The sequence below is a fragment of the Streptococcus infantis genome (assembly GCF_047465525.1).
In the GTDB taxonomy this organism is placed as follows: domain Bacteria; phylum Bacillota; class Bacilli; order Lactobacillales; family Streptococcaceae; genus Streptococcus; species Streptococcus infantis_R.
On sequence record NZ_JASGZS010000006.1, the window covers coordinates 62616 to 86573 of the forward strand.

Sequence of the window (23958 nt, forward strand, 5' to 3'; positions counted from 1 at the left end):
AGAAAGCGCGTGAAAGCGATCATCTTAGCAGCTGGTTTGGGAACTCGTTTGAGACCCATGACAGAAAATACTCCCAAAGCCTTGGTTAAAGTTAACCAAAAACCTTTGGTTGAATATCAAATTGAATTTTTAAAAGAACGTGGAATTGATGATGTTATCATCGTTGTAGGTTATTTGAAAGAACAATTCGACTACCTTAAAGAGAAGTATGGCGTTCGTTTGGTCTTTAATGATAAGTTTGCTGATTACAATAATTTTTACTCACTTTACTTGGTGAAAGAAGAGTTGGCTAATAGCTACGTTATCGATGCGGATAACTATCTTTTCAAAAATATGTTCCGTAATGATATCGAGCGTTCAACATATTTCAGTGTTTATCGTGAAGATTGTGATAATGAGTGGTTCCTAGTTTACGGAGATGATTACAAAGTTCAAGATATCATTGTCGATAGCAAAAATGGACGAATCTTGAGTGGTGTGTCATTCTGGGATGCCCCAACAGCTGAGAAGATTGTTGGATTTATCGATGATGCCTATGCAAGTGGTGAATTTGTAGATCTCTACTGGGACAACATGGTTAAAGATAATATCAAAAAACTAGATGTTTACGTAGAGGAATTGGAAGAAAATTCTATCTACGAAATTGACAGTGTCAAAGATTATCAAAAATTGGAGAAGATTCTCTCTTCACAAAAATAAGTAAACTAAAATACGTCAGACACCTTACCTATTTTTGCTTGACTTTTTAGGGTTGATACAGTATACTAGTAAAAATTTAACCTTTAAGGGAAGTCCAGAGAGGCTCACAAGGTGTCAGATAGAAAATAGATTACACAAACTTCGAATAAACACAGTTTATTTGATTCTTTTCTGTAAGTATCTTACTGAAACCTTGCGATTGCAAGGTTTTTCTTTTTCTGAACCCCTTAAAATTTAAGGAGGAAACGGTATGAATCCAAATTGTAAAAAACGCATGGGTGCTATTCGCTTGGAAAACATGAAAGTAGTGTCTCAAAAGGAAATCGCACCAGCAATCTTTGAACTCGTACTTCAAGGAGAAATGGTTGAAGCTATGAAAGCTGGACAATTTCTACATTTGCGTGTACCTGATGATGCCCATCTTTTGCGTCGTCCGATTTCAATCTCGTCTATAGATAAGGCTAATAAACAATGCCATCTTATTTATCGTATCGAAGGTTCTGGTACGGCGATTTTTTCAACCTTAAAAACAGGTGATAGCTTAGATGTTATGGGACCTCAAGGAAATGGCTTTAACTTATCTGATTTAGACAAGCAGAGTCGTGTTCTCCTAGTCGGTGGAGGAATTGGTGTGCCTCCTTTGCTTGAAGTAGCTAAACAATTAGATGAACGTGGTGTAGATGTCACAACAGTTCTGGGATTTGCTACTAAAGATGCAGTTATTTTGGAAGATGAATTATCCCAATACAGCAAAGTCTTTGTAACGACTGATGATGGATCTTATAGAATCCAAGGAAATGTATCAGTAGTGATTAATGAATTTGACACAGAATTTGATGCAATCTACTCATGCGGAGCACCTGGTATGATGAAATACATCAACCAAACATTTTACGACCATCCAAGAGCTTATCTATCACTAGAATCCCGCATGGCCTGTGGTATGGGGGCTTGCTACGCTTGCGTCTTGAAAGTACCTGATAGTGAAACAGTTAGTCAACGTGTGTGTGAAGATGGCCCTGTATTTAAAACAGGCACAGTAGTTTTATAAGGAGAGTGTCATGACTGAAAATCGATTACAAGTTTCTATACCAGGCTTAGAATTAAAGAATCCTATCATTCCTGCTTCAGGCTGTTTTGGATTTGGTCAAGAATATGCCAAATACTATGATTTAGACCTTTTAGGCTCTATCATGATCAAGGCGACTACCCTAGAACCCAGGTTTGGAAATCCAACTCCACGAGTGGCAGAAACACCTGCTGGTATGTTGAATGCCATTGGTCTACAAAATCCTGGTTTAGAAGTCGTTCTCTCTGAAAAATTACCTTGGCTTCAAAGAGAATATCCAAAACTTCCCATTATCGCCAATGTTGCTGGCTTTTCAAAACAAGAATACGCGGTCGTATCTCATGGAATTTCTAAGGCAACTAACGTGAAAGCTATAGAGCTCAATATCTCTTGTCCTAACGTTGATCATGGGAATCATGGACTTTTAATTGGACAAGATCCTGAGTTGGCCTATGATGTGGTGAAGGCTGCCGTAGAAGCATCAGAAGTGCCCGTTTACGTCAAATTGACTCCAAGTGTTACTGACATCGTAACCATTGCTAAGGCTGCAGAAGATGCTGGAGCTAGTGGTCTCACAATGATCAATACCCTTGTAGGGATGCGTTTTGATCTCAAAACTAGAAAACCGATTATCGCAAATGGGACAGGTGGCATGTCTGGACCTGCTGTATTTCCTGTAGCCCTAAAACTAATCCGTCAAGTAGCTCAAACATCTAAGCTTCCAATCATTGGTATGGGAGGAGTGGATTCTGCTGAAGCTGCTTTAGAAATGTATCTGGCTGGTGCATCAGCTATCGGAGTCGGTACAGCAAACTTTACCAATCCATATGCTTGTCCAGATATTATCGAAAATCTACCAAAAGTCATGGATAAGTACGGGATCGAAAGTCTAGAAATGTTGCGAAATGAAGTCAAAGAAAGTTTGATCTAAGTTTTATATGCTGAATTCAGTCTAAATTGTTTTGAAAGCGCCATTTTTTTGGTATAATAAATACTATGATTATTACAGTACCTATTAAAACAGAAAAAGATATTGCAACACCAGGACCAAACGTCCTTGTACTTGGTTATTTTGATGGAGTTCATCTTGGACATCAAAAATTATTTGAAATAGCTTCTAATATTGCTGCTGAAAATCGCCAGGGAGTAGCTCTAGTAACTTTTAACGAATCACCAAAACTAACTCTGAATCAATACTCACCTGAACACTTATTGCATATTTTGAATGCTAGTGAACGTGAACGTAGATTGAAGAGAGCTGGAGTTGAGAGCTTATATTTGATGGATTTCACTAGTCGAGTAGCAAATATGACTGCAAAAGAATTCATTGATACCTACGTCAAGGAAGCAAAGGCAGATACGATTGTAGTTGGTTTTGACTATACTCTTGGTTCAGATAGAAAAACAGCTGAGGATTTAAAAGAACTTTTCCATGGTGAAGTAGTTATTGTTCCACCAGTTGAGGACGAAAAGGGGAAAATTAGTTCAACGCGCATTCGCCAAGCCATTCTAGAAGGAGATGTAAAAGAAGCAGGCAAACTTTTGGGATTCCCTTTACCAACGAGAGGTGTAGTGGTTCACGGAAATGCTCGAGGTCGAACTATTGGCTTCCCGACAGCTAATCTAGTCAACTTGGATAGGACATATATGCCAGCTGATGGTGTTTATGCTGTTGACGTTGAAATTCAAAGAAAAGTCTATCGTGGTATGGCGAGTCTAGGTAAAAATGAAACCTTTGATGGCGAAGAAGAGCGTTTTGAAGTTCATATCTTTGATTTTTCCGACGATATCTATGGGGAAACTGTCATCGTTTCCTGGTTGGACCGTATCCGTGATATGGTAAAATTTGATAGCGTTGATCAATTAGTTAAGCAACTAGAAGAAGATGAAAAGATAGCTAGAAAATAAAATCAAAAAATAGTAGAGTTTGGGATTGAACTGCACCCCAAAAGTTAGACATAAAAATCTAACTTTTGGGGTGTTTTTATTATGTGACTTTCAGTCCGTCTCGCTCCGTTAGGTGCGAGACAAAAAAACCACCCGCTATGCGGGTGCGCGTCAAAGGTTATACCAAAAAAACTCCAAACGCGATACAATAAAGGTGTTCAAGCCAATTGTAAAGCGAAAGGAGAAAACCATGGCACAAAAGTCTCATAGTTTATCACACACAAAGTGGCACTGTAAGTATCACATTGTGTTCACCCCTAAGTATAGACGAAAAGTCATCTATAATCAATATCGGAGTAGTTTAGGTGAAATATTTCATCGTTTGTGTAGCTATAAAGGAGTTGAAATTATCGAAGGACACTTGATGCCCGATCATGTACATATGTTAGTCAGTATTCCACCAAGGATAAGTGTTTCTAGTTTCATGGGTTATTTAAAGGGTAAAAGTGCACTCATGATGTTTGACAAACACGCCAACCTCAAGTACAAGTTTGGAAATCGACATTTCTGGGCGGAAGGTTATTATGTGAGTACAGTAGGGCTTAATGAAGCCACGATAAGGAAATACATACAAGATCAGGAAAAGCATGATATAGCACTAGATAAATTAAGTGTGAAAGAATATGAGGATCCCTTTAGGGATAGTGGTAAGTAATACTCACTCCTCTTTAAGAGGCAAGTGACGAGTCAAGAGCAATGAGGCTTGAACAACGTGAAAGCCAGCGTCTTTAGGCGCTGGCTGGTAATTTGGGCTTATAGCCCTGGTACAAACCACCCGTTTGACGGGTGGTTATGATTTGTATTTTAGCTTAAGTTTGGGGAATCATCATAACTATTATAGTAGGCTAAATAAAGAATAGTTCATTTCGACTTCTAAAACATTGCTAGAAATTGATTTGACTCCCCTAATCAATTTGTTTATATCTTATTTCAATCCACTATATTTAACTTAAGTCAACATTTAAAATTAAAACTGACAAGTAGCTATATAAAAATTAGAGTATTATGAACAGAATATATCTTTTCTCCATTTTACTTAACTAATAAGTGTTGTATTTTATGATAGAAAAGTGTTTTCTTCAATGTCTATCTTGATTTTTTGAGTATCCTAAAAGGTTATGCTATACTAGAAATATGTTAGATTTGGAGAAATATGGTGTGACCATGTGGGAAGAGGACAAGATTCTTTCTTTCCGTCAAAAATTATTAGCCTGGTATGACGAAAACAAGCGTGATTTACCCTGGAGACGAAGCAAGAATCCTTATCATATCTGGGTATCTGAAATTATGTTGCAGCAGACTCGAGTTGATACCGTCATTCCCTATTATGAACGTTTTTTGGACTGGTTTCCGACTGTTGAAAGCTTAGCAAATGCAGCTGAGGAACGCTTATTAAAAGCTTGGGAAGGACTTGGCTATTATTCTCGTGTCCGCAATATGCAAACAGCTGCTCAACAGATTATGAGTGAATTTGAAGGCAAGTTTCCGTCAACTTATGCAGGTATTTCAAGCTTAAAAGGGATTGGTCCTTATACAGCTGGTGCAATTTCTAGTATTGCCTTTAACCTTCCACAGCCTGCAGTAGATGGCAATGTCATGCGTGTTTTGGCACGTTTGTTTGAAGTCAATTATGATATTGGAAATCCTAGCAATCGAAAAATATTTCAAGCGATGATGGAAGTTCTAATAGATCCTGATCGTCCAGGTGATTTCAATCAGGCTTTGATGGATTTAGGTTCAGATATTGAGGCTCCTGTTAATCCAAGACCTGAGGAGAGTCCTGTTAAGGAGTTCAGTGCTGCTTACCAACATGGGACCATGGATCGCTATCCCATTAAGGCTCCAAAGAAAAAGCCAGTTCCTATTTTTCTAAAGGCTCTTGTAGTGCAAAATAGTCAGGGTCAGTTTCTATTAGAGAAGAATGAGAGTGAAAAACTCTTGGCTGGATTTTGGCATTTTCCCTTGATTGAAGTTGATGAATTCTCAGACCAGACTCAGGACCTGGACCTTTTTAGTCAAGTAGCGGAGCCAATTCTAGAACTGGGACCATCTCCACAGGAGAGTTTTGAACAAGACTATGATTTAGAAGTTGATTGGCAAGACTTACGTTTTGAAGAGGTCAAGCATATTTTTAGCCATCGTAAATGGCATATCCAGATAATTGCAGGACAAGTTACTGAGACACAGGAATATGTTGATAGAGAAGTTCTTTGGTTAAGTCCAGAAGAATTTATCAATTATCCTCTAGCCAAACCCCAGCAAAAGATCTGGCAAGCCTATTTGAAAAGAAGCCACTAGCATCGGTCTTTCGTGTCTTCTTTACATTTTTTTGGTATAATGAGATAAGAAAAAGGTGACTAAATGAAAAAAATACTAATTGTAGATGATGAAAAACCCATCTCAGATATTATAAAATTTAATATGGCCAAGGAAGGTTATGAAGTTGTGACTGCTTTTAATGGCCGTGAAGCACTTGAACAATTTGAAGCTGAGCAACCAGATATTATTATCTTGGATTTGATGCTTCCAGAGATTGATGGACTTGAGGTCGCAAAAACTATTCGTAAGACAAGTAGTGTTCCTATTATCATGCTTTCAGCTAAAGACAGTGAGTTTGATAAGGTTATCGGTCTTGAACTTGGGGCGGATGACTACGTGACTAAGCCCTTTTCAAATCGTGAACTCCAAGCACGTGTTAAGGCCTTACTTCGCCGTACGGAGCTAGCTTCTGCCGATAACCAAGAGCCTGAAACGAAACTGCAAAGTCTGCAAATCGGTGACTTGGAGATCCTCCCAGATGCTTATGTCGCTAAGAAATACGGAGAGGAGTTAGAGTTGACTCACCGTGAGTTTGAGCTCTTGTATCACCTAGCGTCACATATTGGTCAAGTGATCACCCGTGAGCACCTCCTTGAAACTGTTTGGGGTTATGACTACTTTGGGGATGTCCGTACAGTAGACGTAACCATTAGACGCTTGCGTGAGAAAATTGAAGATACACCAAGTAGACCTGAATACATCCTAACTCGTCGTGGAGTGGGATATTACATGAGAAATAATGATTGAAGTAATTAAACAAACAATTTTGACGAGTGACTTTATCTTTATCCTCATCCTAATAGGCTTTATTATGCTGGTGACTTTTCTCTTACTGGAAAGTCGTCGCGATAATATTCGCCTGAGACAGCTGAATCAGAAGGTCAAGGATTTGATTGCTGGTGATTATTCTCAGGTTTTGGATATGCAGGGAAGTTCAGAGATTACCAATATCACCAACAATCTTAATGACTTATCTGAAGTCATTCGTCTGACTCAGGAAAATCTGGAACAAGAGAGTAAAAGGTTGCATAGTATCCTGTCCTACATGACAGATGGAGTGCTTGCAACCAACCGTCGTGGGCAAATCATCATGATCAATGATATGGCCAAGAGACAACTTGGAGTCGAAAGGGATGATGCTCTTAATCAAAATATCTTAGAGTTACTCAAGATTGAAGAAGAGTATGAGCTGAGAGATCTCATTACCCAAAGTCCGGAATTGATGATTTATTCCCAAAATGTGAATGGCGAGTATATCAGCTTGCGCGTGCGTTTTGCCTTGATTCGTAGAGAGTCTGGCTTTATCTCTGGTTTAGTAGCAGTTCTACATGATACGACTGAACAAGAGAAGGAAGAACGTGAGAGAAGGCTTTTCGTTTCGAACGTTAGTCATGAGTTGCGTACACCCTTGACCAGTGTAAAATCCTATCTTGAGGCCTTGGATGAAGGAGCTCTTACAGAACCAGTTGCTCCAGATTTTATCAAGGTTTCTCTGGATGAAACCAACCGTATGATGCGGATGGTGACGGACCTCTTGCACCTCTCACGGATTGACAATGAGACCAGTCACTTGGATGTTGAGTTGATTAACTTTACTGCCTTTATCACCTTTATTCTCAATCGTTTTGATAAAATGAAAAGTCAGGATGAGGAGAAAAAGTACGAGTTGGTGAGAGATTATCCGATTAACTCTGTTTGGATTGAGATTGATACGGATAAGATGACCCAGGTGATTGACAATATCCTGAATAACGCTATCAAGTATTCACCAGATGGTGGAAAAATCACTGTAAGCATGAAGACTACAGATGATCAGATGATTTTGTCCATCTCCGACCAAGGTCTAGGGATTCCAAAGCAAGATTTGCCGAAGATTTTTGACCGTTTCTATCGAGTAGACCGAGCAAGAAGTCGTGCCCAAGGTGGAACAGGACTAGGATTGGCTATTGCCAAGGAAATCATCAAACAACATAAAGGCTTTATCTGGGCCAAGAGTGAATATGGCAAGGGCTCTACTTTTACTATCGTACTTCCATACGATAAGGACGCCGTGAAAGAAGAGATTTGGGAGGATGAACTAGAAGACTAGAATGAGTGATATCGGTTTTAAATACAGTATTTTAGCATCGGGTTCCAGTGGAAATTCATTTTACTTGGAAACACCAAAAAAGAAAATTTTAGTAGATGCGGGCCTATCTGGCAAAAAAATTACAAGCCTATTGAGTGAAATTAACCGCAAACCAGAGGATTTGGATGCTATCTTGATAACGCATGAGCATTCAGATCATATCCACGGTGTGGGCGTTCTGGCTCGCAAGTACGGCATGGATCTTTATGCCAATGAGAAAACCTGGCAGGCTATGGAAAATAGTAAGTATCTCGGTAAGGTTGACTCGTCGCAAAAGCATATTTTCGAGATGGGAAAAACTAAAACCTTTGGCGACATCGATATCGAGAGTTTCGGTGTGAGTCATGATGCAGTCGCGCCCCAGTTTTATCGTTTTATGAAGGATGATAAGAGCTTTGTTATGCTGACGGATACGGGCTATGTTAGTGACCGTATGGCTGGCATTGTCGAGAATGCAGATGGCTATCTGATCGAGTCAAATCATGATGTGGAAATCCTGCGAGCAGGATCTTACGCATGGCGACTCAAACAACGCATCCTGTCTGACCTTGGTCACCTCTCAAACGAGGATGGAGCAGACGCCATGATTCGTACACTAGGTAATCGTACCAAGAAGATTTACCTAGGCCATTTGTCTAGGGAGAATAATATCAAGGAACTGGCCCACATGACCATGGTCAATCAGTTAGCTCAAGCAGATCTTGGAGTTGGAGTAGACTTTCAAGTTTACGATACTTCCCCAGATACCGCAACACCATTGACGGAGATATAGCAAGGAACGCCGAGAGGTGTTCTTTTTATCTTGACTGAGCTCTTAAAAAGTAATACAATAGTGTTACCAATAGTTATAGGAGAAGAAACATGACGACTATTACATTAAAAGTTTCCGAAGCAGATAAAACATTTATGAAAGCCATGGCTAAGTTTGAAGGAGTTTCTCTATCAGAGTTGATACGGACAAAAACTTTAGAAGCTTTAGAGGATGAATATGATGCTCGTGTAGCAGATTTAGCTTATCAAGAGTATTTAGAAGATTTGGAAAAAGGGCTTAAACCCATTACTTGGGAAGAAATGATGCATGATCTAGGTCTGGAGGAAGATTAACTTGTATAAGCTAGTTCCAACAAGACGATTTATTAAACAACTAAGGAAATTAGATCGTTATACACAAATATTAATTACAAAGTATCTAGAAAATAACGTTTTAGAGGATCCAAGACGTCATGGGAAAGCTTTGGTGGGGAATAGAGGTGGTCAATGGAGGTACCGGATTGGTAATTATCGAGTTATTGTGCAAATTGTAGATGATGAACTGATAGTCTCTACTCTGGAAGTTGGTCATCGTAGAGATATTTATTAGAATTCCCATTAAACTATTTTATTTACTTTTTATAACAAGAGGAGTTTACAGATTGCAGAACAAGTGGAAGATAAAAGCCTATTACGATACTAGTATTATAATATTAGCTTTAATATCAGTTGTTTTAGTAATACTTGGTTTTACAGATTTAATTGATCTTGAGAAACCTCCATACAGTATTATAGACTTAGTCATATGGTTTGTTTTTCTTGTCGATTATATTTGGAGATTTAGTATTTCCAAAAGTAAATGGTCATTTATTATAAACAACATTTTTGACTTGCTTGCAATTCTGCCTTTGAATGCTATTTTTACAGTTTTTCGTTTGGGGAGGATCTTCCGTCTTGCACGCTTAACAAAGTTAGTAAAACTAAGTCGGTTATTAAGAATTATAGGTCTTACTGGCAAATTAGAGAAAAAGCTAAAAATTTTTCTAAGAACAAATGGATTAATTTACATTCTGTATGTCAATTTTTTTATCGTTCTAGTTGGTAGTTCAATCTTATCAGTTGTTGAAGAGAAGTCATTTTCTGATAGTGTATGGTGGTCACTTGTTACAGTTACAACTGTTGGATATGGGGATATTGTACCGAGTAGCCTATTTGGAAAATGGCTAGCTGTATTATTGATGCTAGTTGGAATTGGAACAATAGGAATGCTAACAAGTTCTTTAACTAATTTTTTTGTTAAGGATGAATCTAAAACTCAAATAAATCTTGATAAACTTTATAAGGAAATTGAGAATCAAAGACAATTAATAGAATCACAAGATAAAAAGCTTGAGGAGCTGAATCAGATGGTTAAAGAATTGCTGAAAAAAAGTTAGCAAACAAATAGTTCTTCAACAGTCTATAAAATCAAAAAACGCATAATATCAGGTGTTCATAAACCTTGATATTATGCGTTTTAACATGAAAAAAATTATTGGATTATCTCCTAAAATTCAATTTAAACTAAGTTTCTTACAACCCAGCAAATTCTTTGATTTCTTGAGCTGACATTGAAGAGTCGCAACGGACATTGATTTGTCCATTTGCAACATGGACGAATCCTGGTACAGTAGGGATTTCATAGCGTGAGCGGAAGTCTTGTAAAGCTTCAAGTTGACTTGGTTCTTCGCTATTGATGAAGTAGATGTGCGCTTTGGTTTCAGCTACTACACCAGCCAATGTACCAGCAAATTTACGGCAGTAAGGACAAGTTTTGCGTCCGATAAAGAAAGTTGCAGTTTCTTGCTTGTCAAGTGCTTCTTGAGCACGCGCTACAGTTGTAACTTCAAGATCTTTGATGTTTTCTAAAAATTGTTCCATGAGATTACCTCGCTTTCATTGATATGTCTAGTATGCCATAAAGTTTCTAAAATTGCTTAGATTTGATACGAAATTAGATTGTTGGACAGAAACCAGTAGACCAAGTGTCGATTTACTAATCCTTGTGCTGTAAGGATTGAGCGTTCCAGTTAAATGAGATAAAAATTTCAGTCAGATATCATTTCATCTTTACTAGCAAAAATAAAGGTCAGGATTTTTCCCGACCTTTAAATAGTTTTTTATTTTACAAAGGCATTGATTTCAGCTTCGATGTTAGCAATCTTAGCTTGTGAATCTTCGTTGCTTTCACCAACAACTGCAATGTAGAACTTGATTTTTGGTTCAGTACCTGAAGGGCGAACTGCAATCCATGATCCATCAGCAAGTGTGTATTTCAATACATCACTTGGAGGAGTAGTTAAAGCTGTAACTGTTCCATCAGCGGCAGTAGATGTTTGTGCTTTAAAGTCTTCAACGACAGTGATAGTTGTTGCATTCCATTCTTTTGGTGCATTGTTGCGGAATTTAGCCATAATTGCTTTGATTTGTTCAGCACCGTCAACACCAGAGAGGGTAACAGAGATTGTCTTTTCAGCATAGTAGCCGTACTCTTTGTAGATTTCTTCGATACCATCTGCAAGTGTCAAACCACGTGAACGGTAGTAGGCAGCAAGTTCAGCAACGACAAGAACGGCTTGGATAGCGTCTTTATCACGTACGAATGGTTTAATCAAGTAACCGAAGCTTTCTTCAAATCCCATCATGTATGTGTGATTGTGTTTTTCTTCGAATTCTTGGATTTTTTCAGCGATAAATTTGAAACCAGTCAAGACGTTGAACATAGTTGCGCCGTAGCTTTCAGCAATCTTCGTTACCAAGTCAGTTGATACGATAGATTTACATAGGGCTGCATTTTCAGGAAGAGTTCTAGCGTTTTTGTGGGCTTCCAAGATGTATTTTGCCATGATGGCACCGATTTGGTTCCCTGAAAGGTTAAGGTAGCTACCATCTTTTTGAAGAACTTCAACACCAACACGGTCAGCGTCTGGGTCAGTTGCCACAAGAACATCTGCACCAACTTGGCGACCAAGTTCTTCTGCAAGAGCAAAGGCTGCTTGACTTTCTGGGTTTGGAGATTTAACAGTTGAGAAGTCTGGGTCTGGAGTTGCTTGAGCTTCTACGACTTGAACAGAGTCAAATCCTGCTTGGGCAAGAGCACGACGAGCCAACATTTCACCAGTACCATGAAGTGGTGTGTAGACAATCTTCATGTCTTTACCAAATTCTTCAATCAAGGCTGGGTTGATGTTTACGTCTTTGACTTCTTTGAGGTATTCTACATCGACAGCTTCGCCGATAACTTCAATCAAGCCAGAAGCTTTTTCAGCTTCCACATCAGCAACCTCAACTGCAAATGGATTTTCGATTGCACGGATATAAGTAGTCAAAGCGTCCGCGTCGTGTGGAGGCATTTGTCCACCGTCTTCACCGTAAACCTTGTAACCGTTAAATGGAGCAGGGTTATGGCTAGCTGTGATCATGATACCTGCGAAACAGTTGAGGTGACGAACGGCAAATGAAAGTTCTGGAGTTGGACGAAGGCTTTCAAATACGTAAGATTTGATGCCGTGTTTAGCAAGAACTGCCGCAGATTCAAAGGCAAACTCAGGTGAGAAGTGACGGCTATCGTAGGCAATTGCTACACCGCGTTCTTTTTCGTTTCCACCTTTTGACTCAATCAAACGAGCCAATCCCTCAGTAGCTTGACGAACAACATAGATGTTGATGCGATTTGTACCAGCGCCAATCAAGCCACGCATACCTGCAGTACCAAATTCAAGATTTGTATAGAAGGCATCTTCCTTAGTTTTTTCGTCCATATTTTCCAAATCTTGACGAAGGTAGTCTGGAAGCTCCGCAAAATCAACCCATTTCTGGTAATTCTCTTGGTAAGACATTAAAATTCTCCTTTTTATAAATTGTTCTAACCGTTCACATTATAGCACTTTTTAGCGTTTTAGTAAAACGGTAGCATAATTTTCAGAAAAGTAGTGACATATGCCTGTTTATCGAGTCTTGAATGCCTTAGGGAAACATGCTATACTACTTGTATGATTATTTTACAAGCTAATAAAATTGAACGTTCTTTTGCAGGAGAGGTTCTTTTTGATAATATAAACCTACAAGTGGATGAAAGAGACCGAATTGCCCTCGTTGGAAAAAATGGTGCAGGAAAGTCTACATTACTCAAGATATTGGTTGGAGAAGAGGAGCCAACCACTGGTGAAATCAATAAGAAAAAAGATATTTCCCTCTCTTATCTCGCACAGGATAGTCGCTTTGAGTCTGAAAACACTATTTACGATGAAATGCTACATGTATTTGATGACTTGCGTCGTACTGAAAGACAACTTCGACAGATGGAGTTGGAAATGGGGGAAAAGACTGGTGCAGAATTAGACAAACTTATGTCTGACTATGATCGCCTATCAGAAAATTTCCGTCAGGTTGGAGGATTTACCTATGAAGCCGATATTCGCTCTATCTTAAATGGTTTCAAGTTTGACGAATCTATGTGGCAGATGCGAATCGCTGAGCTTTCCGGTGGTCAAAATACCCGTCTAGCGCTAGCCAAAATGCTTCTTGAAAAGCCTAATCTCTTGGTCTTGGACGAGCCGACTAACCACCTAGATATTGAAACTATTGCCTGGTTAGAAAACTATTTGGTCAACTACAGTGGTGCCTTGATTATCGTCAGCCATGACCGTTATTTCCTCGATAAGGTTGCGACCATAACACTCGACTTAACCAAACATTCTTTAGATAGATATGTAGGAAACTACTCAAGTTTTGTGGAGCAGAAGGAACAGAAGCTCGCAACTGAAGCCAAAAACTACGAAAAGCAGCAGAAGGAAATTGCTGCCTTAGAAGACTTTGTTAACCGAAATCTTGTTCGAGCATCGACAACCAAACGAGCCCAATCTCGACGCAAACAATTAGAAAAAATGGAGCGTTTGGACAAGCCTGAAGCTGGGAAAAAGTCAGCTAATATGACCTTCCATTCTGATAGGGTATCTGGTAATGTCGTTTTGACAGTTGAAAATGCTGCTATTGGCTATGATGGTGAAATCTTATCAGAGCCAATCAACCTTGATCTTCGTAAGATGAATGCCATTGCTATAGTTGGTCCTAACGGTATTGGAAAATCAACCTTTATAAAATCCATTGTGGACCAGATTCCCTTTATCAAGGGTGAGAAGCGCTTTGGTGCTAATGTTGAGGTTGGTTACTATGACCAGACTCAGAGTAAACTGACACCGAGCAATACAGTCTTAGACGAACTCTGGAATGATTTCAAGCTGACTCCTGAACTAGAAATTCGTAATCGTCTAGGTGCCTTCCTATTCTCAGGTGATGATGTTAAAAAATCAGTTGGCATGCTTTCAGGTGGAGAGAAAGCTCGTTTGCTTTTGGCTAAATTGTCTATGGAAAACAACAACTTTCTGATCCTTGACGAGCCGACCAACCACTTGGATATTGATAGCAAGGAAGTGCTAGAAAATGCCTTGATTGACTTCGATGGAACTCTTCTATTCGTCAGCCACGACCGTTACTTTATCAATCGTGTGGCCACTCATGTGTTGGAATTATCTGAGAACGGGTCAACCCTTTATCTAGGTGATTATGACTATTATGTTGATAAAAAAGCAGAGCTAGCAGCTAGCCAAGCGGAAGAAGCGGCAGCTGTTAGCCAAGAAAATGAGGTTTCTCCAGTTAATGACTACCAAGCTCAAAAGGAAAGTCAAAAAGAACTTCGTAAGTTAATGAGACAAATTGAAAGTCTTGAGACAGAAATCGAAGAACTGGAAACTCAAGCCCAAGCTATCTCTGAACAAATGCATACCACCAATGATGCAGATGAACTCATGCAATTACAAGCAGAACTGGATAAAATTAGCCAGCGTCAAGAAGAAGCAATGCTAGAGTGGGAAGAATTATCGGAGCAGGTGTAAGATGGAAAATCTTGGAAAAGTTTTTCGTGAATTTCGAATCAGTAAAAATTACTCTCTAAAAGAAGCTGCAGGAGAGGCCTGTTCGACCTCCCAATTATCCCGCTTTGAATTGGGGGAGTCGGATCTGGCTGCATCTCGTTTCTTTGAAATATTAGATAATATTCACGTGACGATTGAGAATTTTATGGATAAGACTAGAAATTTTCAACATCATGAGCATGTCGGCTTGATGGCTCAGATTATTCCACTTTACTACTCAAATGATATTGAAGGTTTTCAAAAACTTCAAGAAGAACAACTTGAAAAGGCTAAGAGTTCAACAAAACCCCTCTATTTTGAGCTGAACTGGATTTTGTTACAAGGTCTGATTTGTCAAAGAGATGCTAGCTTCACTATGAAGCAAGGTGATCTGGATAAGGTGGCAGATTATCTTTTCCAAACAGATGAATGGACCATGTATGAGTTGATCCTCTTTGGCAATCTCTATAGCTTTTATGATGTGGACTATGTTGCTCGACTTGGTAGAGAAGTGATGGAGAGGGAGGATTTCTACAAAGAAATTGGACGCCATCGAAAACTGGTCTTGATTTTAGCCCTTAATTGTTACCAGCATTGTTTAGAACATCTTGCTTTTGAAAATGCCAGCTACTTTGAAGCGTATATAGTGAAGATCATAGGTAAGAGCATCAAACTCTATGAGCGTAATGTTTTCCACTTTCTTAAAGGCTTTTCCCTTTATCAGAAGGGCCAAAAAGAAGAAGGCTGTAGCCAAATGCAAGAGGCCATGCGTATTTTTGTCCTACTAGGTCTTCCAGAGCAGGTAGCCTACTATCAGGAACATTATGATAAATTTGTAAAAGATTAATTTTCCCAAATATGGGAAAAATGAGAAACTCCTCCAAGTTTTGATACAATAGTTTCAAAATTTGAGAGGAGTTTTTATGAATCGATACGCAGTACAGTTAATTAGTCGTGGAGCTATAAACAAGATAGGAAATATGCTCTATGATTATGGAAATAGTGTTTGGTTGGCATCGATGGGAACGATTGGGCAAACCGTTTTAGGGATTTATCAGATCTCTGAACTCGTTACATCCATACTAGTTAATCCCTTTGGAGGTGTGATTTCAGACCGTTTTTCGCGTCGCAAGATTTTGATGACAACAGACTTGGTTTGTGGGATTCTCTGTCTGGCCATTTCTTTTATCAGAAATGATAACTGGATGATTGGAGCTTTGATCTTTGCTAATATTGTCCAGGCCATTGCCTTTGCTTTTTCTCGGCCTGCCAATAAAGCTATTATAACGGAAGTCGTAGCAAAGGACGAGATAGTGACCTATAACTCTCGCTTGGAGTTAGTTTTACAGGTTGTAGGAGTCAGTTCTCCGGTGCTTTCTTTCCTTGTTTTACAATTTGCTAGTCTCCATCTGACGCTCTTATTAGATGCTTTGACCTTTTTCATCTCTTTTGCCCTAGTGGCTTTACTTCCCAAAGAAGAACCAAAGGTTCAAGAGCAGGAGAGTTTTACAGGGAAAGATATTTTTGCAGATATCAAAGATGGCTTGCACTATATCTGGCATCAAAAAGAAATTTTCTTTCTCTTGTTAGTGGCTTCCAGTGTGAATTTCTTTTTTGCAGCTTTTGAGTTTTTGCTCCCTTTCTCAAATAAACTCTATGGTGTAGACGGAGCCTATGCAACTATCTTAACCATGGGTGCAATTGGCTCAATCATCGGAGCATTGATTGCAAATAAATTTAAATCAACTATGAATACACTTTTGTTCTTATTGATCCTCACAGGAGTAGGAGTTTTCATGATGGGCTTACCACTGCCTAATTATCTCACTTTTTCAGGAAACCTAGTTTGTGAATTATTTATGACAATTTTTAATATTCACTTCTTTACACAGGTACAGACCAAGGTTGACGGAGAATATCTGGGGAGGGTATTGAGCACCATTTTTACACTGGCAATTCTCTTTATGCCGATTGCGAAAGGGTTAATGACCTTTCTACCGAGCGTTCATTTAGCTTCCTTTTTAATTATCGGTCTTGGAGTTATTTTTCTTTCGTTGGTATCGATAGTCTATATTCAAAGACAGAAGAAGGATTCGAGTGAGAAAAACCAAAATTGAAGATAAAATTGAGTAAATCTTTTCATTATAAAATGTATCGTATCAGTTCATTGAAGTCTTGATATTATACATTTTTTTAATTTTAAAGACTTTTTAACTATTTTATACGATTTGTTAAACTTATCAAGGTTAAAAAAATGCTACAAGACAGTAGACATCCTGAAGTTTCTATCTTATTTTTAATACTAATTGAGTTATAAAAGGACACGCTCAAATAACACCTCATCTGTATACAATAAAATGGACTAGGTAATCATTTTAGAGAATTGACCGATTACAATAGTATAGATCCGTGAATGCCATCTGCTTCAGTCTTTTTTTCTGTTTATGTAGTATAATAAAAGGTGAAAGAATTCAATTTTTTAATAGGATTATTCTAAGAACGAAAACCATCTAGAAAGAGGAGAAGCATGAAACAATCACTTAAATTTTTAAAAGAAAGAATCACTGATAGAATGTCCTTGGAGGATATGGTAGCTATCTTTGAAGACTTGTGTCGTGATCCTATTGAGGATGAGATGATTTTGTTTGAAACAGGGACATTTACCAGTATATCTGATAAACCCTTGTTTCAAATATCCTTAGTAAGGCAAGCCCCGAATGAAGACGAAGAATTTTATCAAGTTCACCTGGATATTCTTTATGAAGCTAGTCAAGACAATCAAATCTTTAGTGAATCAACCTGGGATGAAGATTTAGAGGAAAATATTTTTGACTACATTAGAAATTCAGAAGTATTTGCCTATGCTAAAGAAGAGGAATATTTAGCAGTTAAAATTTATCTAGAGGAAACTTAAGAAGGTGAGTTAAATGTTTCATTTTTTTAGAAAGAAAAAAGCTAAGGTCCTTTCTATGAATTTCCACGGGAATTCTGTCGATGTTCTAGAAACACGCTTGCATTTCCCTTTATCATTAAAGGATATAGAAACTGTTTTTGGAAAACCTGACCGATTTTTCAAAAAAGAAGGGCAGTTTATCAAATATATTTATGATGAACTTGGTTTCATATTTGTGTATTCCTTTGAAGTTAAACAACACTTAAAGAGTTGTGAGGTCTATATTGATGAGGAACATTTAATTACTTCGCTTTATTTATATTTTGGAGAGAAGGTTAGCCCCATGTGGAACGAGGGAGAACTACCTCTCAATCCTTGCAAATGCCTGATAACTTGTAATGGAAAAAGCCCTTATTTTATTTCTGATAGACAGAGAGTAGGGGATTTTAACCTGATTTTATGGACTCCTTATGGAAGAAATTTTAATGGAATTCCAGAGACCATCACAGACACACTATCAATTTCCTACTTCCCAGAAGTCCAACATGAGCAGGAAAGCTACAAATTAAAAGAAACTGACGAAGAAGTGTTACGCTTTGATAATATAAATTTTAAATTAGCTATTATCCAGGTCTTGATGTACGATTTACGAGTACTGAAACCCTTCTTTGACATCTATGATTTTGCGGATGAATTTAGTGAACTGGAAATCGATACAGAAAGTATGGAGATTATTCAGCCAGCACTTGAATATATGATAGATCTTCCGATACCCAAAAAATATGCCGAACAAGTCCAAGAAATCTATATGGATGGCGGAAATGAAATTTATCTGAATTTGATTCCTCAGTGGGATGGAGAAGATGATTGTTTTGACCTAAATGAAGTTAGTCTTAAAGAACTACAACAGTTTCCAAATCTGAAGCAAGCGACTATCATAAGCAGTAATTTTGAACATGTCAAAGAAATATTCGACAAGCAAGGGGTTCAAGTGAAGGTATTATAATTGAAGCATTTATCTGAATAAATCATAAATGGATGGTATAAGTTCTTTAAGGATAAGGGCTAAAAAGGAAAGAAATCTGGTGATAGATAATGAACATTCTTGATCTTAATTCTAATCAGAAAGATACGATATTGTTAATCCACCCGATGTTATCATCGGCTCAAGGGATGAAGTCCCTCATTGCAGATCAGATGGGGCAAGAGTTTAGATATATTATTCCGGATTTGTCCGCGCATGGGCGATCAGCTTCGGATACTTACGAGTCAGCTCTTAAGGAAAGTAAGATGATCTATGATTATCTAAAGGAACACCAGATAAAAGACTTGAGTTTAGCCTTTGGAGCGTCCTTGGGTGGAGTTGTGTTACTGCAATTATTGAATCATAAGGATATCAAGTTTGGGAAACTTGTTTTTGAAGGGGTTAGTTTATGGACAAATGCGCCTTTGCTAGATGTATTTACTAGGTATTTATTGTTAACAAAGCATAGAAAAGCTTTGCGAAATAGAGATATAGCTGTTCGTAAGATGGTATCACTTTATGGAGAAAAAGGAGTGATGATGGCGGATTCTTTCATTGCTATGGATGAAGAAAGCATCAAACATATTTCCCATGATTGTGCCTTTGTAGCTTTGCCCAACCTTACGCCAGAGGAACAAAAAAGTTGTGTTTTCTTTTATGGATCAAAAGAATTCGACTTGATAGCTGCTAAAAAAGTTCTCCCTAAAAAGTATCCTCATACCACATTTCATATTTGGCAAGGATATGTTCACTGTCGCAAGATCACAGAAAATCCGGTAGTTTACTCTAAGATCCTGCGAGATGAAATGTTAACTAATGCTACAGTATTAGAACCTAGAACCCACAAAAAAGAACTATATGGAAGACCATAGAAATGAGTGAAAATAGATTGATACAAGATCCTGTATGACCTTAACTTTATCTAAAATCTGCTAAAATAGTTGCTCGCCCAAAGTGCTTGCAACTCCAAACATATTTAGAAAGATGAATTGATGAAAAAAAACAATCGACTGATAAAAATTGTCCTTTGCTCAACGCTTCTTTTGACCTTAGTAGCTTGCAGTCAAACTCAAAATACAACTGATGGAACTAGTGATACTTCAGTAACTCAAACACAGTCTGGTCAAGTTTCCTGGAAAGCTACTTATAGCAATATGAACAGTAAACCCAGTGCAGAAGAAGTTCGAAAAGCCTTGGCTGCGCATTTGGATAAGGACAGTGTGGAGGTATTTTTCAATCTTGTCAACGATTATAACAATACTGTCGGTTCAGTTGGATTAACTGGAGATTTTTCTTCATTTACAAAGACAGAATATGACGTAGAAAAGATTAGCAATCTTTGGACACCGAAAAAAGGTGATTTTGTAGGTACCAACTGTCGTATTAACAGTTATTGTTTATTGAAAAATTCCATCGAAATTCCTCAGTTAGAGAAAGATGATTCCCTCTTGTTTGTCGATAATGATGCTATTGATAAGGGAAAAGTCTTTGGTGCAGAAGACAAGGATGCCTTTGATATTCTATTTTCAAGAGTTAAAACTGAAGCAACAACTGATGTCAAGGTTCATGCTGCAAAGATGGAACAGTTCCTTTCTCAATTCAAGTTTAATGAAAATGCAAGAATGCTCTCCGTAGTCGTTCATGATGATCTGGATGGGCAATCCCTCTTTATCGGCCATGTTGGTATTCTTGTACCAAGTGAGGATGGCTATCTCTTTGTCGAAAAGTTAACCTTTGAGGAACCTTATCAAGCCATTAAATTTGCGACCAAGGAAGATTGTTACAAATATTTAGATACAAAATACGAAAACTATACAGGTGAAGGTCTAGCAAACCCCTTTATTATGGATAATGATAAGTGGGTTCAACTCTAAAAGGATGATTTGCTTAAAGAGTGGGATAAGAAGTTACCAATCGAATGATAGCTAAATTGATATGATTAGAGGACTGCAAGCATGGATGAAAAGATATTAAGAGTTGTAAAAATTGATAAGGAAGCTATTTTTGAATTGATTTACGAAACGTTTATAGCGCAAGAGCAAGAACTGCTGGACCTGTCGCCAGTAGATCTTATCAATGATTGTGCTATGGATTGGGAAAAGGGAGAGTTTATCTTTGCAGCACATCTTCAGGAAAATAGTCTGGGAGAATTGAATCCTCTTCCCAAAGATATTGATATTCAAGAGTTGCTGAAAAAACTACCTGTTACAACCGATTCCGTTCTTGGTAAAGAAGTGATTTATAGAGATTTTACATTCGACCAATTAAAAAAATAGTATAATAGTAGTAAATAAAATAGTTATAAGGAGACACAATGGATATCAAAGATTTTACAGAAAAAGAACAAGAGATGATTAAAAAGGGCCTAACTTTCTCTAAGCTGAATGATAAGGAAACTGCTGATAAGATTATCGCATTAATTCCTCAGGATATGATTAAACGGATTCCATTTTTTGTTAGAAAACATGCCATTACACGTACTGTTAAGAGAATCTCGCTCGAGTATCCAGAGTTGTATGCTGTAGCTGAACAAGAAGGCCAACTTCCTGAAAAGGAAGCTCAAGAATTGCGACAAATTCTTACAGATATTTTCCAAGAGAAAATGAACAAGCATAAGATTAAATAAGTTTTGAGATTTAGAAATAAGATGTCGATTGAACATTAGGAGTTGAGAATGGCTATTGATGGCGTTAAAATCATTGACAGTGATCAAGGTTATGACATTTACAATGAGGTAGTTGGTCGCTATAGAGACGGTGAACATGTAGCGAATATCATCAAGGATATCCTTGATGCGGAAAAAGATTACTGTCAAACAGACTTTTTTACAGAAATTTATTGGACAGCTCTTGCCTACTCACTGTGGAAGATTGGCCATCTGACAGACGACATCAGAGACAAAACCTTGGAGCTTATCAAAAAAGGGGCTGATCCATTTTGGTTGGAAATAGATCCAAAGGCTTTGAAGCAAAGGCAAAAGGTCTTGGATAAACTTGCTATCCAGTTGCTAACTGAAAATCCTAGGCCTCTAAAGGTCCCTAAAGCCAAAACTAAACGCAAACCTTATTTTGAAGAAGGGGATATCCTTGCAGTTAAGTTCCAAGATGAGTATGGTCTTGTCTTTGTATCTCTGGTTGAGCAGAGTCCTAGAAAGCTTGAGTACCATCTGGCTTGCACGCGCCTCTTACAAACAAAAAAGCCCACTATCGATGATTTTTTGACCAGTCATATCTCCTGTAAGATGGACAATACAAAGTTTGCTCTGGTTACAGATTGCTGGTTCAATCACAAAGATTTAGGGCAATTATTAGAAAATATTGAAAAAATTGGACAGGTGAAACTTAGACCTTTTAGTCTTTGGATGCTGGCACCTGCCCAAAATTTAGAAGATATTTATGAAGAAATCACTAGAGATAAAGGCTCTTCTGGCCTTCGATTCATCGAAACCTACAAACTTGTCGACGATATTTTTCCAGTTTAATGCTTATGTGATAAAGGGGAAAATGGTCAATTATTCCCACATGCTGTGCTGGGCTCTGACACCATAACTATCTAGGGAACCATCTGAATTGAACTTGGCTTCAATCCTGTACCTTTTCCAGAGGTCGTAATCTGCTGTTTGGATGGTTAGGATAAAGTTGTTATCCTTATCAGAGACATTATAATCAGCAGGATTGACTTCAAAGATATCGATTAACTTTCGTGTTTGAAAATCTTGGAGTTTGAGATTTGCTAGCTTGACATGATTGATGGAAATTTTTTCTAATTGCTTGCTATCCTTAGGTGTTCTGTAATAGGTGATGAAGCAGTTTTTGAGCTGATCAGTATCTTTACCTGTGGGAGTGAGGCTCATAAAGCCAAAGGACTGATCATCCCGCTTGACTTCGAGAAGCTGACCGTAGTAGAAGTGGTCGTTTTTGAGATTGGTGATGAAGCTCTCTGCGCCTTTATCTACAAAGGCATAGCCTTGTTCCAAAAGCTCGGAAGCCTTGCTCTCACCGATAATGACAGTAGTATCTTGAATGGTTACTGGAACAGGTTGAGCTGGAAGGCCACTCATCATCATGCAAAACATAAAAACATAGCTCGTTAAAAAAGCTGTTCCTATAAAAGCGTTGGTTGATGCATAGACATGACTGTTTTGAAAGTTTTTTCTTATAGCTAATACGATAAATTTGCCAATACTTTTTAAAACCATACTAACAAGTACGATAAAAAATTGTTTTTTCAAACATTCATAAATGGCTTGAGGAAAGCTATTATCATGATAGTAGAAGACAGCCAATACGAGTAGATTTACGATTAAATAGATTAGCAAGAACCAATGAATCTCTTTGAGGGCATTAGCATCAGTGATTTCTTCATAGTCAACGTGAATTCTTCCTTGAACAGCATGGCCAAGTTTATAAATCCATTTTGGGACATCTTTCCCTTGTCTGACCGCAACTAGAAGTCTGATATAGAGATAGATAGTAAAGGACAAGGATAGAAAGAAAAGAGCATAAAACCCCAAAACAATACTAGTGAACATTACTACTTCCCCCTATTTAACATTCAATAAAACAATTTCTTAGCTCCATTATAGCATTTTCTATAGAAATAGAGCTAGAAACATCAGTATTATCCTACAAGATTCAAAGGAGTAAAATCATGGGAATGATTGCCAATTATCAATATTTACCAGACGATGAATTAGAACAAATAAAAAGTCTTTCCAATCAAGAAGATGATTTGTTAGATTTTGCAGAGGATTCCGCTGATAGTCATGATATCTTACTAGATATTGACAAAATGTGGGATGCCTTGGTTTTTGTCATGACAGGATTTAGTAGTTCAGAATTTTTGGATGACAATCCCTTGAGAGAAGCTGTTTTAGGGGTGACTCCTCTAGAGGATGTATCTGAATATATCGCCTATACTGAAAAAAACAAGATAGCCGAGATCGTAGAAGCTCTAGAAAGTTTTGACATGCACAGAGCCTTGGAAGACTTTAGTATGGAAGCCTGCAAGAAAGCCGACTTGTATCCTGATATTTGGGATTATCTTGAGGAAGAGGAAGAAATCAAGGATGATATTTTAACCTGCTTTGTCAAAATGAAAGACTTTTACAAGGAAATCTTAAATCACAAGGGGAATGTCTTAGTGACTATTTGTTAAGGTTTTTATATTCCATTAGAA

General features: G+C 37.9%; 26 protein-coding genes. 23 read left to right on the top strand and 3 right to left on the bottom strand.

The genetic code is table 11. The annotated features are described in order from the left end of the window. The first annotated feature begins 9 nt into the window (after positions 1-9). The 12 genes from QM374_RS03310 (at position 10) to QM374_RS03365 (ending at position 10348) form a co-directional block, all read left to right on the top strand. The gene (locus tag QM374_RS03310) at positions 10-699 is read left to right on the top strand and encodes a sugar phosphate nucleotidyltransferase (protein WP_414310855.1); all 690 of its coding nucleotides are present in this window, start codon (positions 10-12) and stop codon (positions 697-699) included. Positions 700-949: 250 nt separating this feature from the next. Then, complete coding sequence (locus tag QM374_RS03315) at positions 950-1750, top strand: dihydroorotate dehydrogenase electron transfer subunit (protein ID WP_414310856.1); 801 nt, start codon at positions 950-952, stop codon at positions 1748-1750. A 10-nt stretch (positions 1751-1760) separates the two neighbouring features. Further along, positions 1761-2699 carry a dihydroorotate dehydrogenase gene (locus QM374_RS03320; protein ID WP_414310857.1) on the top strand — a complete coding sequence of 313 codons (939 nt, stop codon included), beginning with the start codon at positions 1761-1763 and terminating at the stop codon, positions 2697-2699. A gap of 65 nt (positions 2700-2764) precedes the next feature. Further along, positions 2765-3676, top strand: coding sequence for a bifunctional riboflavin kinase/FAD synthetase (locus QM374_RS03325; protein ID WP_414310858.1), 912 nt, complete (start codon positions 2765-2767; stop codon positions 3674-3676). A 229-nt stretch (positions 3677-3905) separates the two neighbouring features. Beyond that, on the top strand, positions 3906-4370 hold the full coding sequence (gene tnpA, locus QM374_RS03330) for an IS200/IS605 family transposase (protein WP_414310859.1): 465 nt from the start codon (positions 3906-3908) through the stop codon (positions 4368-4370). A 479-nt stretch (positions 4371-4849) separates the two neighbouring features. Continuing rightward, positions 4850-6013, top strand: a complete 1164-nt coding sequence (mutY, locus tag QM374_RS03335) for an A/G-specific adenine glycosylase (protein ID WP_414310860.1) — start codon at positions 4850-4852, stop codon at positions 6011-6013. 63 nt (positions 6014-6076) lie between these two features. Then, positions 6077-6781, top strand: coding sequence for a response regulator YycF (gene yycF / locus QM374_RS03340; RefSeq protein ID WP_414310861.1), 705 nt, complete (start codon positions 6077-6079; stop codon positions 6779-6781). Next, positions 6774-8123 (top strand): cell wall metabolism sensor histidine kinase VicK, encoded by a 1350-nt coding sequence (gene vicK / locus QM374_RS03345; protein WP_414310862.1) that lies wholly within the window; start codon positions 6774-6776, stop codon positions 8121-8123. Before yycF ends, vicK begins: the two co-directional genes overlap by 8 nt. Before the next feature lies 1 nt (position 8124). Next, complete coding sequence (locus QM374_RS03350) at positions 8125-8934, top strand: MBL fold metallo-hydrolase (RefSeq protein WP_414310863.1); 810 nt, start codon at positions 8125-8127, stop codon at positions 8932-8934. An 89-nt stretch (positions 8935-9023) separates the two neighbouring features. Continuing rightward, positions 9024-9266: a type II toxin-antitoxin system RelB family antitoxin gene (gene relB / locus QM374_RS03355; protein WP_223140897.1), complete on the top strand. Its 243-nt coding sequence runs from the start codon at positions 9024-9026 to the stop codon at positions 9264-9266. A gap of 1 nt (position 9267) precedes the next feature. Further along, positions 9268-9522: a type II toxin-antitoxin system RelE family toxin gene (locus QM374_RS03360; RefSeq protein WP_045763285.1), complete on the top strand. Its 255-nt coding sequence runs from the start codon at positions 9268-9270 to the stop codon at positions 9520-9522. Positions 9523-9574: 52 nt separating this feature from the next. Beyond that, entirely contained in the window at positions 9575-10348 is a 774-nt protein-coding gene (locus QM374_RS03365) for a potassium channel family protein (protein WP_223140898.1), read from the top strand. 136 nt (positions 10349-10484) lie between these two features. Here the strand turns inward: QM374_RS03365 and QM374_RS03370 are convergent, their stop codons facing one another. Further along, positions 10485-10832, bottom strand: a complete 348-nt coding sequence (locus QM374_RS03370) for a thiol reductase thioredoxin (protein ID WP_049508487.1) — start codon at positions 10830-10832, stop codon at positions 10485-10487. Positions 10833-11071: 239 nt separating this feature from the next. Continuing rightward, on the bottom strand, positions 11072-12790 hold the full coding sequence (locus QM374_RS03375) for a phospho-sugar mutase (RefSeq protein WP_414310864.1): 1719 nt from the start codon (positions 12788-12790) through the stop codon (positions 11072-11074). A 153-nt stretch (positions 12791-12943) separates the two neighbouring features. Between QM374_RS03375 and QM374_RS03380 the strand changes: the two genes are divergently transcribed. From QM374_RS03380 to QM374_RS03425, 10 genes are all read left to right on the top strand, one after another. Further along, the gene (locus QM374_RS03380; RefSeq protein WP_414310865.1) at positions 12944-14845 is read left to right on the top strand and encodes an ABC-F family ATP-binding cassette domain-containing protein; all 1902 of its coding nucleotides are present in this window, start codon (positions 12944-12946) and stop codon (positions 14843-14845) included. A gap of 1 nt (position 14846) precedes the next feature. Continuing rightward, on the top strand, positions 14847-15710 hold the full coding sequence (locus QM374_RS03385) for an XRE/MutR family transcriptional regulator (protein WP_049548314.1): 864 nt from the start codon (positions 14847-14849) through the stop codon (positions 15708-15710). A 76-nt stretch (positions 15711-15786) separates the two neighbouring features. Further along, complete coding sequence (locus QM374_RS03390) at positions 15787-16980, top strand: MFS transporter (protein WP_414310866.1); 1194 nt, start codon at positions 15787-15789, stop codon at positions 16978-16980. A 410-nt stretch (positions 16981-17390) separates the two neighbouring features. Then, entirely contained in the window at positions 17391-17777 is a 387-nt protein-coding gene (locus QM374_RS03395) for a hypothetical protein (RefSeq protein WP_414310867.1), read from the top strand. Between the two features lie 13 nt (positions 17778-17790). Beyond that, on the top strand, positions 17791-18762 hold the full coding sequence (locus QM374_RS03400) for a DUF6892 domain-containing protein (RefSeq protein WP_414310868.1): 972 nt from the start codon (positions 17791-17793) through the stop codon (positions 18760-18762). Between the two features lie 89 nt (positions 18763-18851). Next, a complete protein-coding gene (locus QM374_RS03405; protein ID WP_414310869.1) occupies positions 18852-19652 on the top strand; it encodes an alpha/beta hydrolase in 801 nt (266 codons plus the stop codon). 120 nt (positions 19653-19772) lie between these two features. Next, entirely contained in the window at positions 19773-20654 is an 882-nt protein-coding gene (locus QM374_RS03410; RefSeq protein WP_414310870.1) for a DUF4300 family protein, read from the top strand. An 81-nt stretch (positions 20655-20735) separates the two neighbouring features. Then, positions 20736-21056, top strand: coding sequence for a hypothetical protein (locus QM374_RS03415; protein ID WP_414310871.1), 321 nt, complete (start codon positions 20736-20738; stop codon positions 21054-21056). Positions 21057-21094: 38 nt separating this feature from the next. Then, entirely contained in the window at positions 21095-21406 is a 312-nt protein-coding gene (locus tag QM374_RS03420) for a hypothetical protein (protein ID WP_000351658.1), read from the top strand. Between the two features lie 48 nt (positions 21407-21454). Further along, positions 21455-22261 (top strand): hypothetical protein, encoded by an 807-nt coding sequence (locus QM374_RS03425; protein WP_414310872.1) that lies wholly within the window; start codon positions 21455-21457, stop codon positions 22259-22261. A gap of 30 nt (positions 22262-22291) precedes the next feature. Here the strand turns inward: QM374_RS03425 and QM374_RS03430 are convergent, their stop codons facing one another. Next, positions 22292-23311: a hypothetical protein gene (locus QM374_RS03430; RefSeq protein ID WP_414310873.1), complete on the bottom strand. Its 1020-nt coding sequence runs from the start codon at positions 23309-23311 to the stop codon at positions 22292-22294. 119 nt (positions 23312-23430) lie between these two features. Here QM374_RS03430 and QM374_RS03435 point away from each other — a divergent pair, with 119 nt between their 5' ends. Beyond that, positions 23431-23937 (top strand): YfbM family protein, encoded by a 507-nt coding sequence (locus QM374_RS03435; RefSeq protein WP_414310874.1) that lies wholly within the window; start codon positions 23431-23433, stop codon positions 23935-23937. Positions 23938-23958 lie beyond the last annotated feature (21 nt).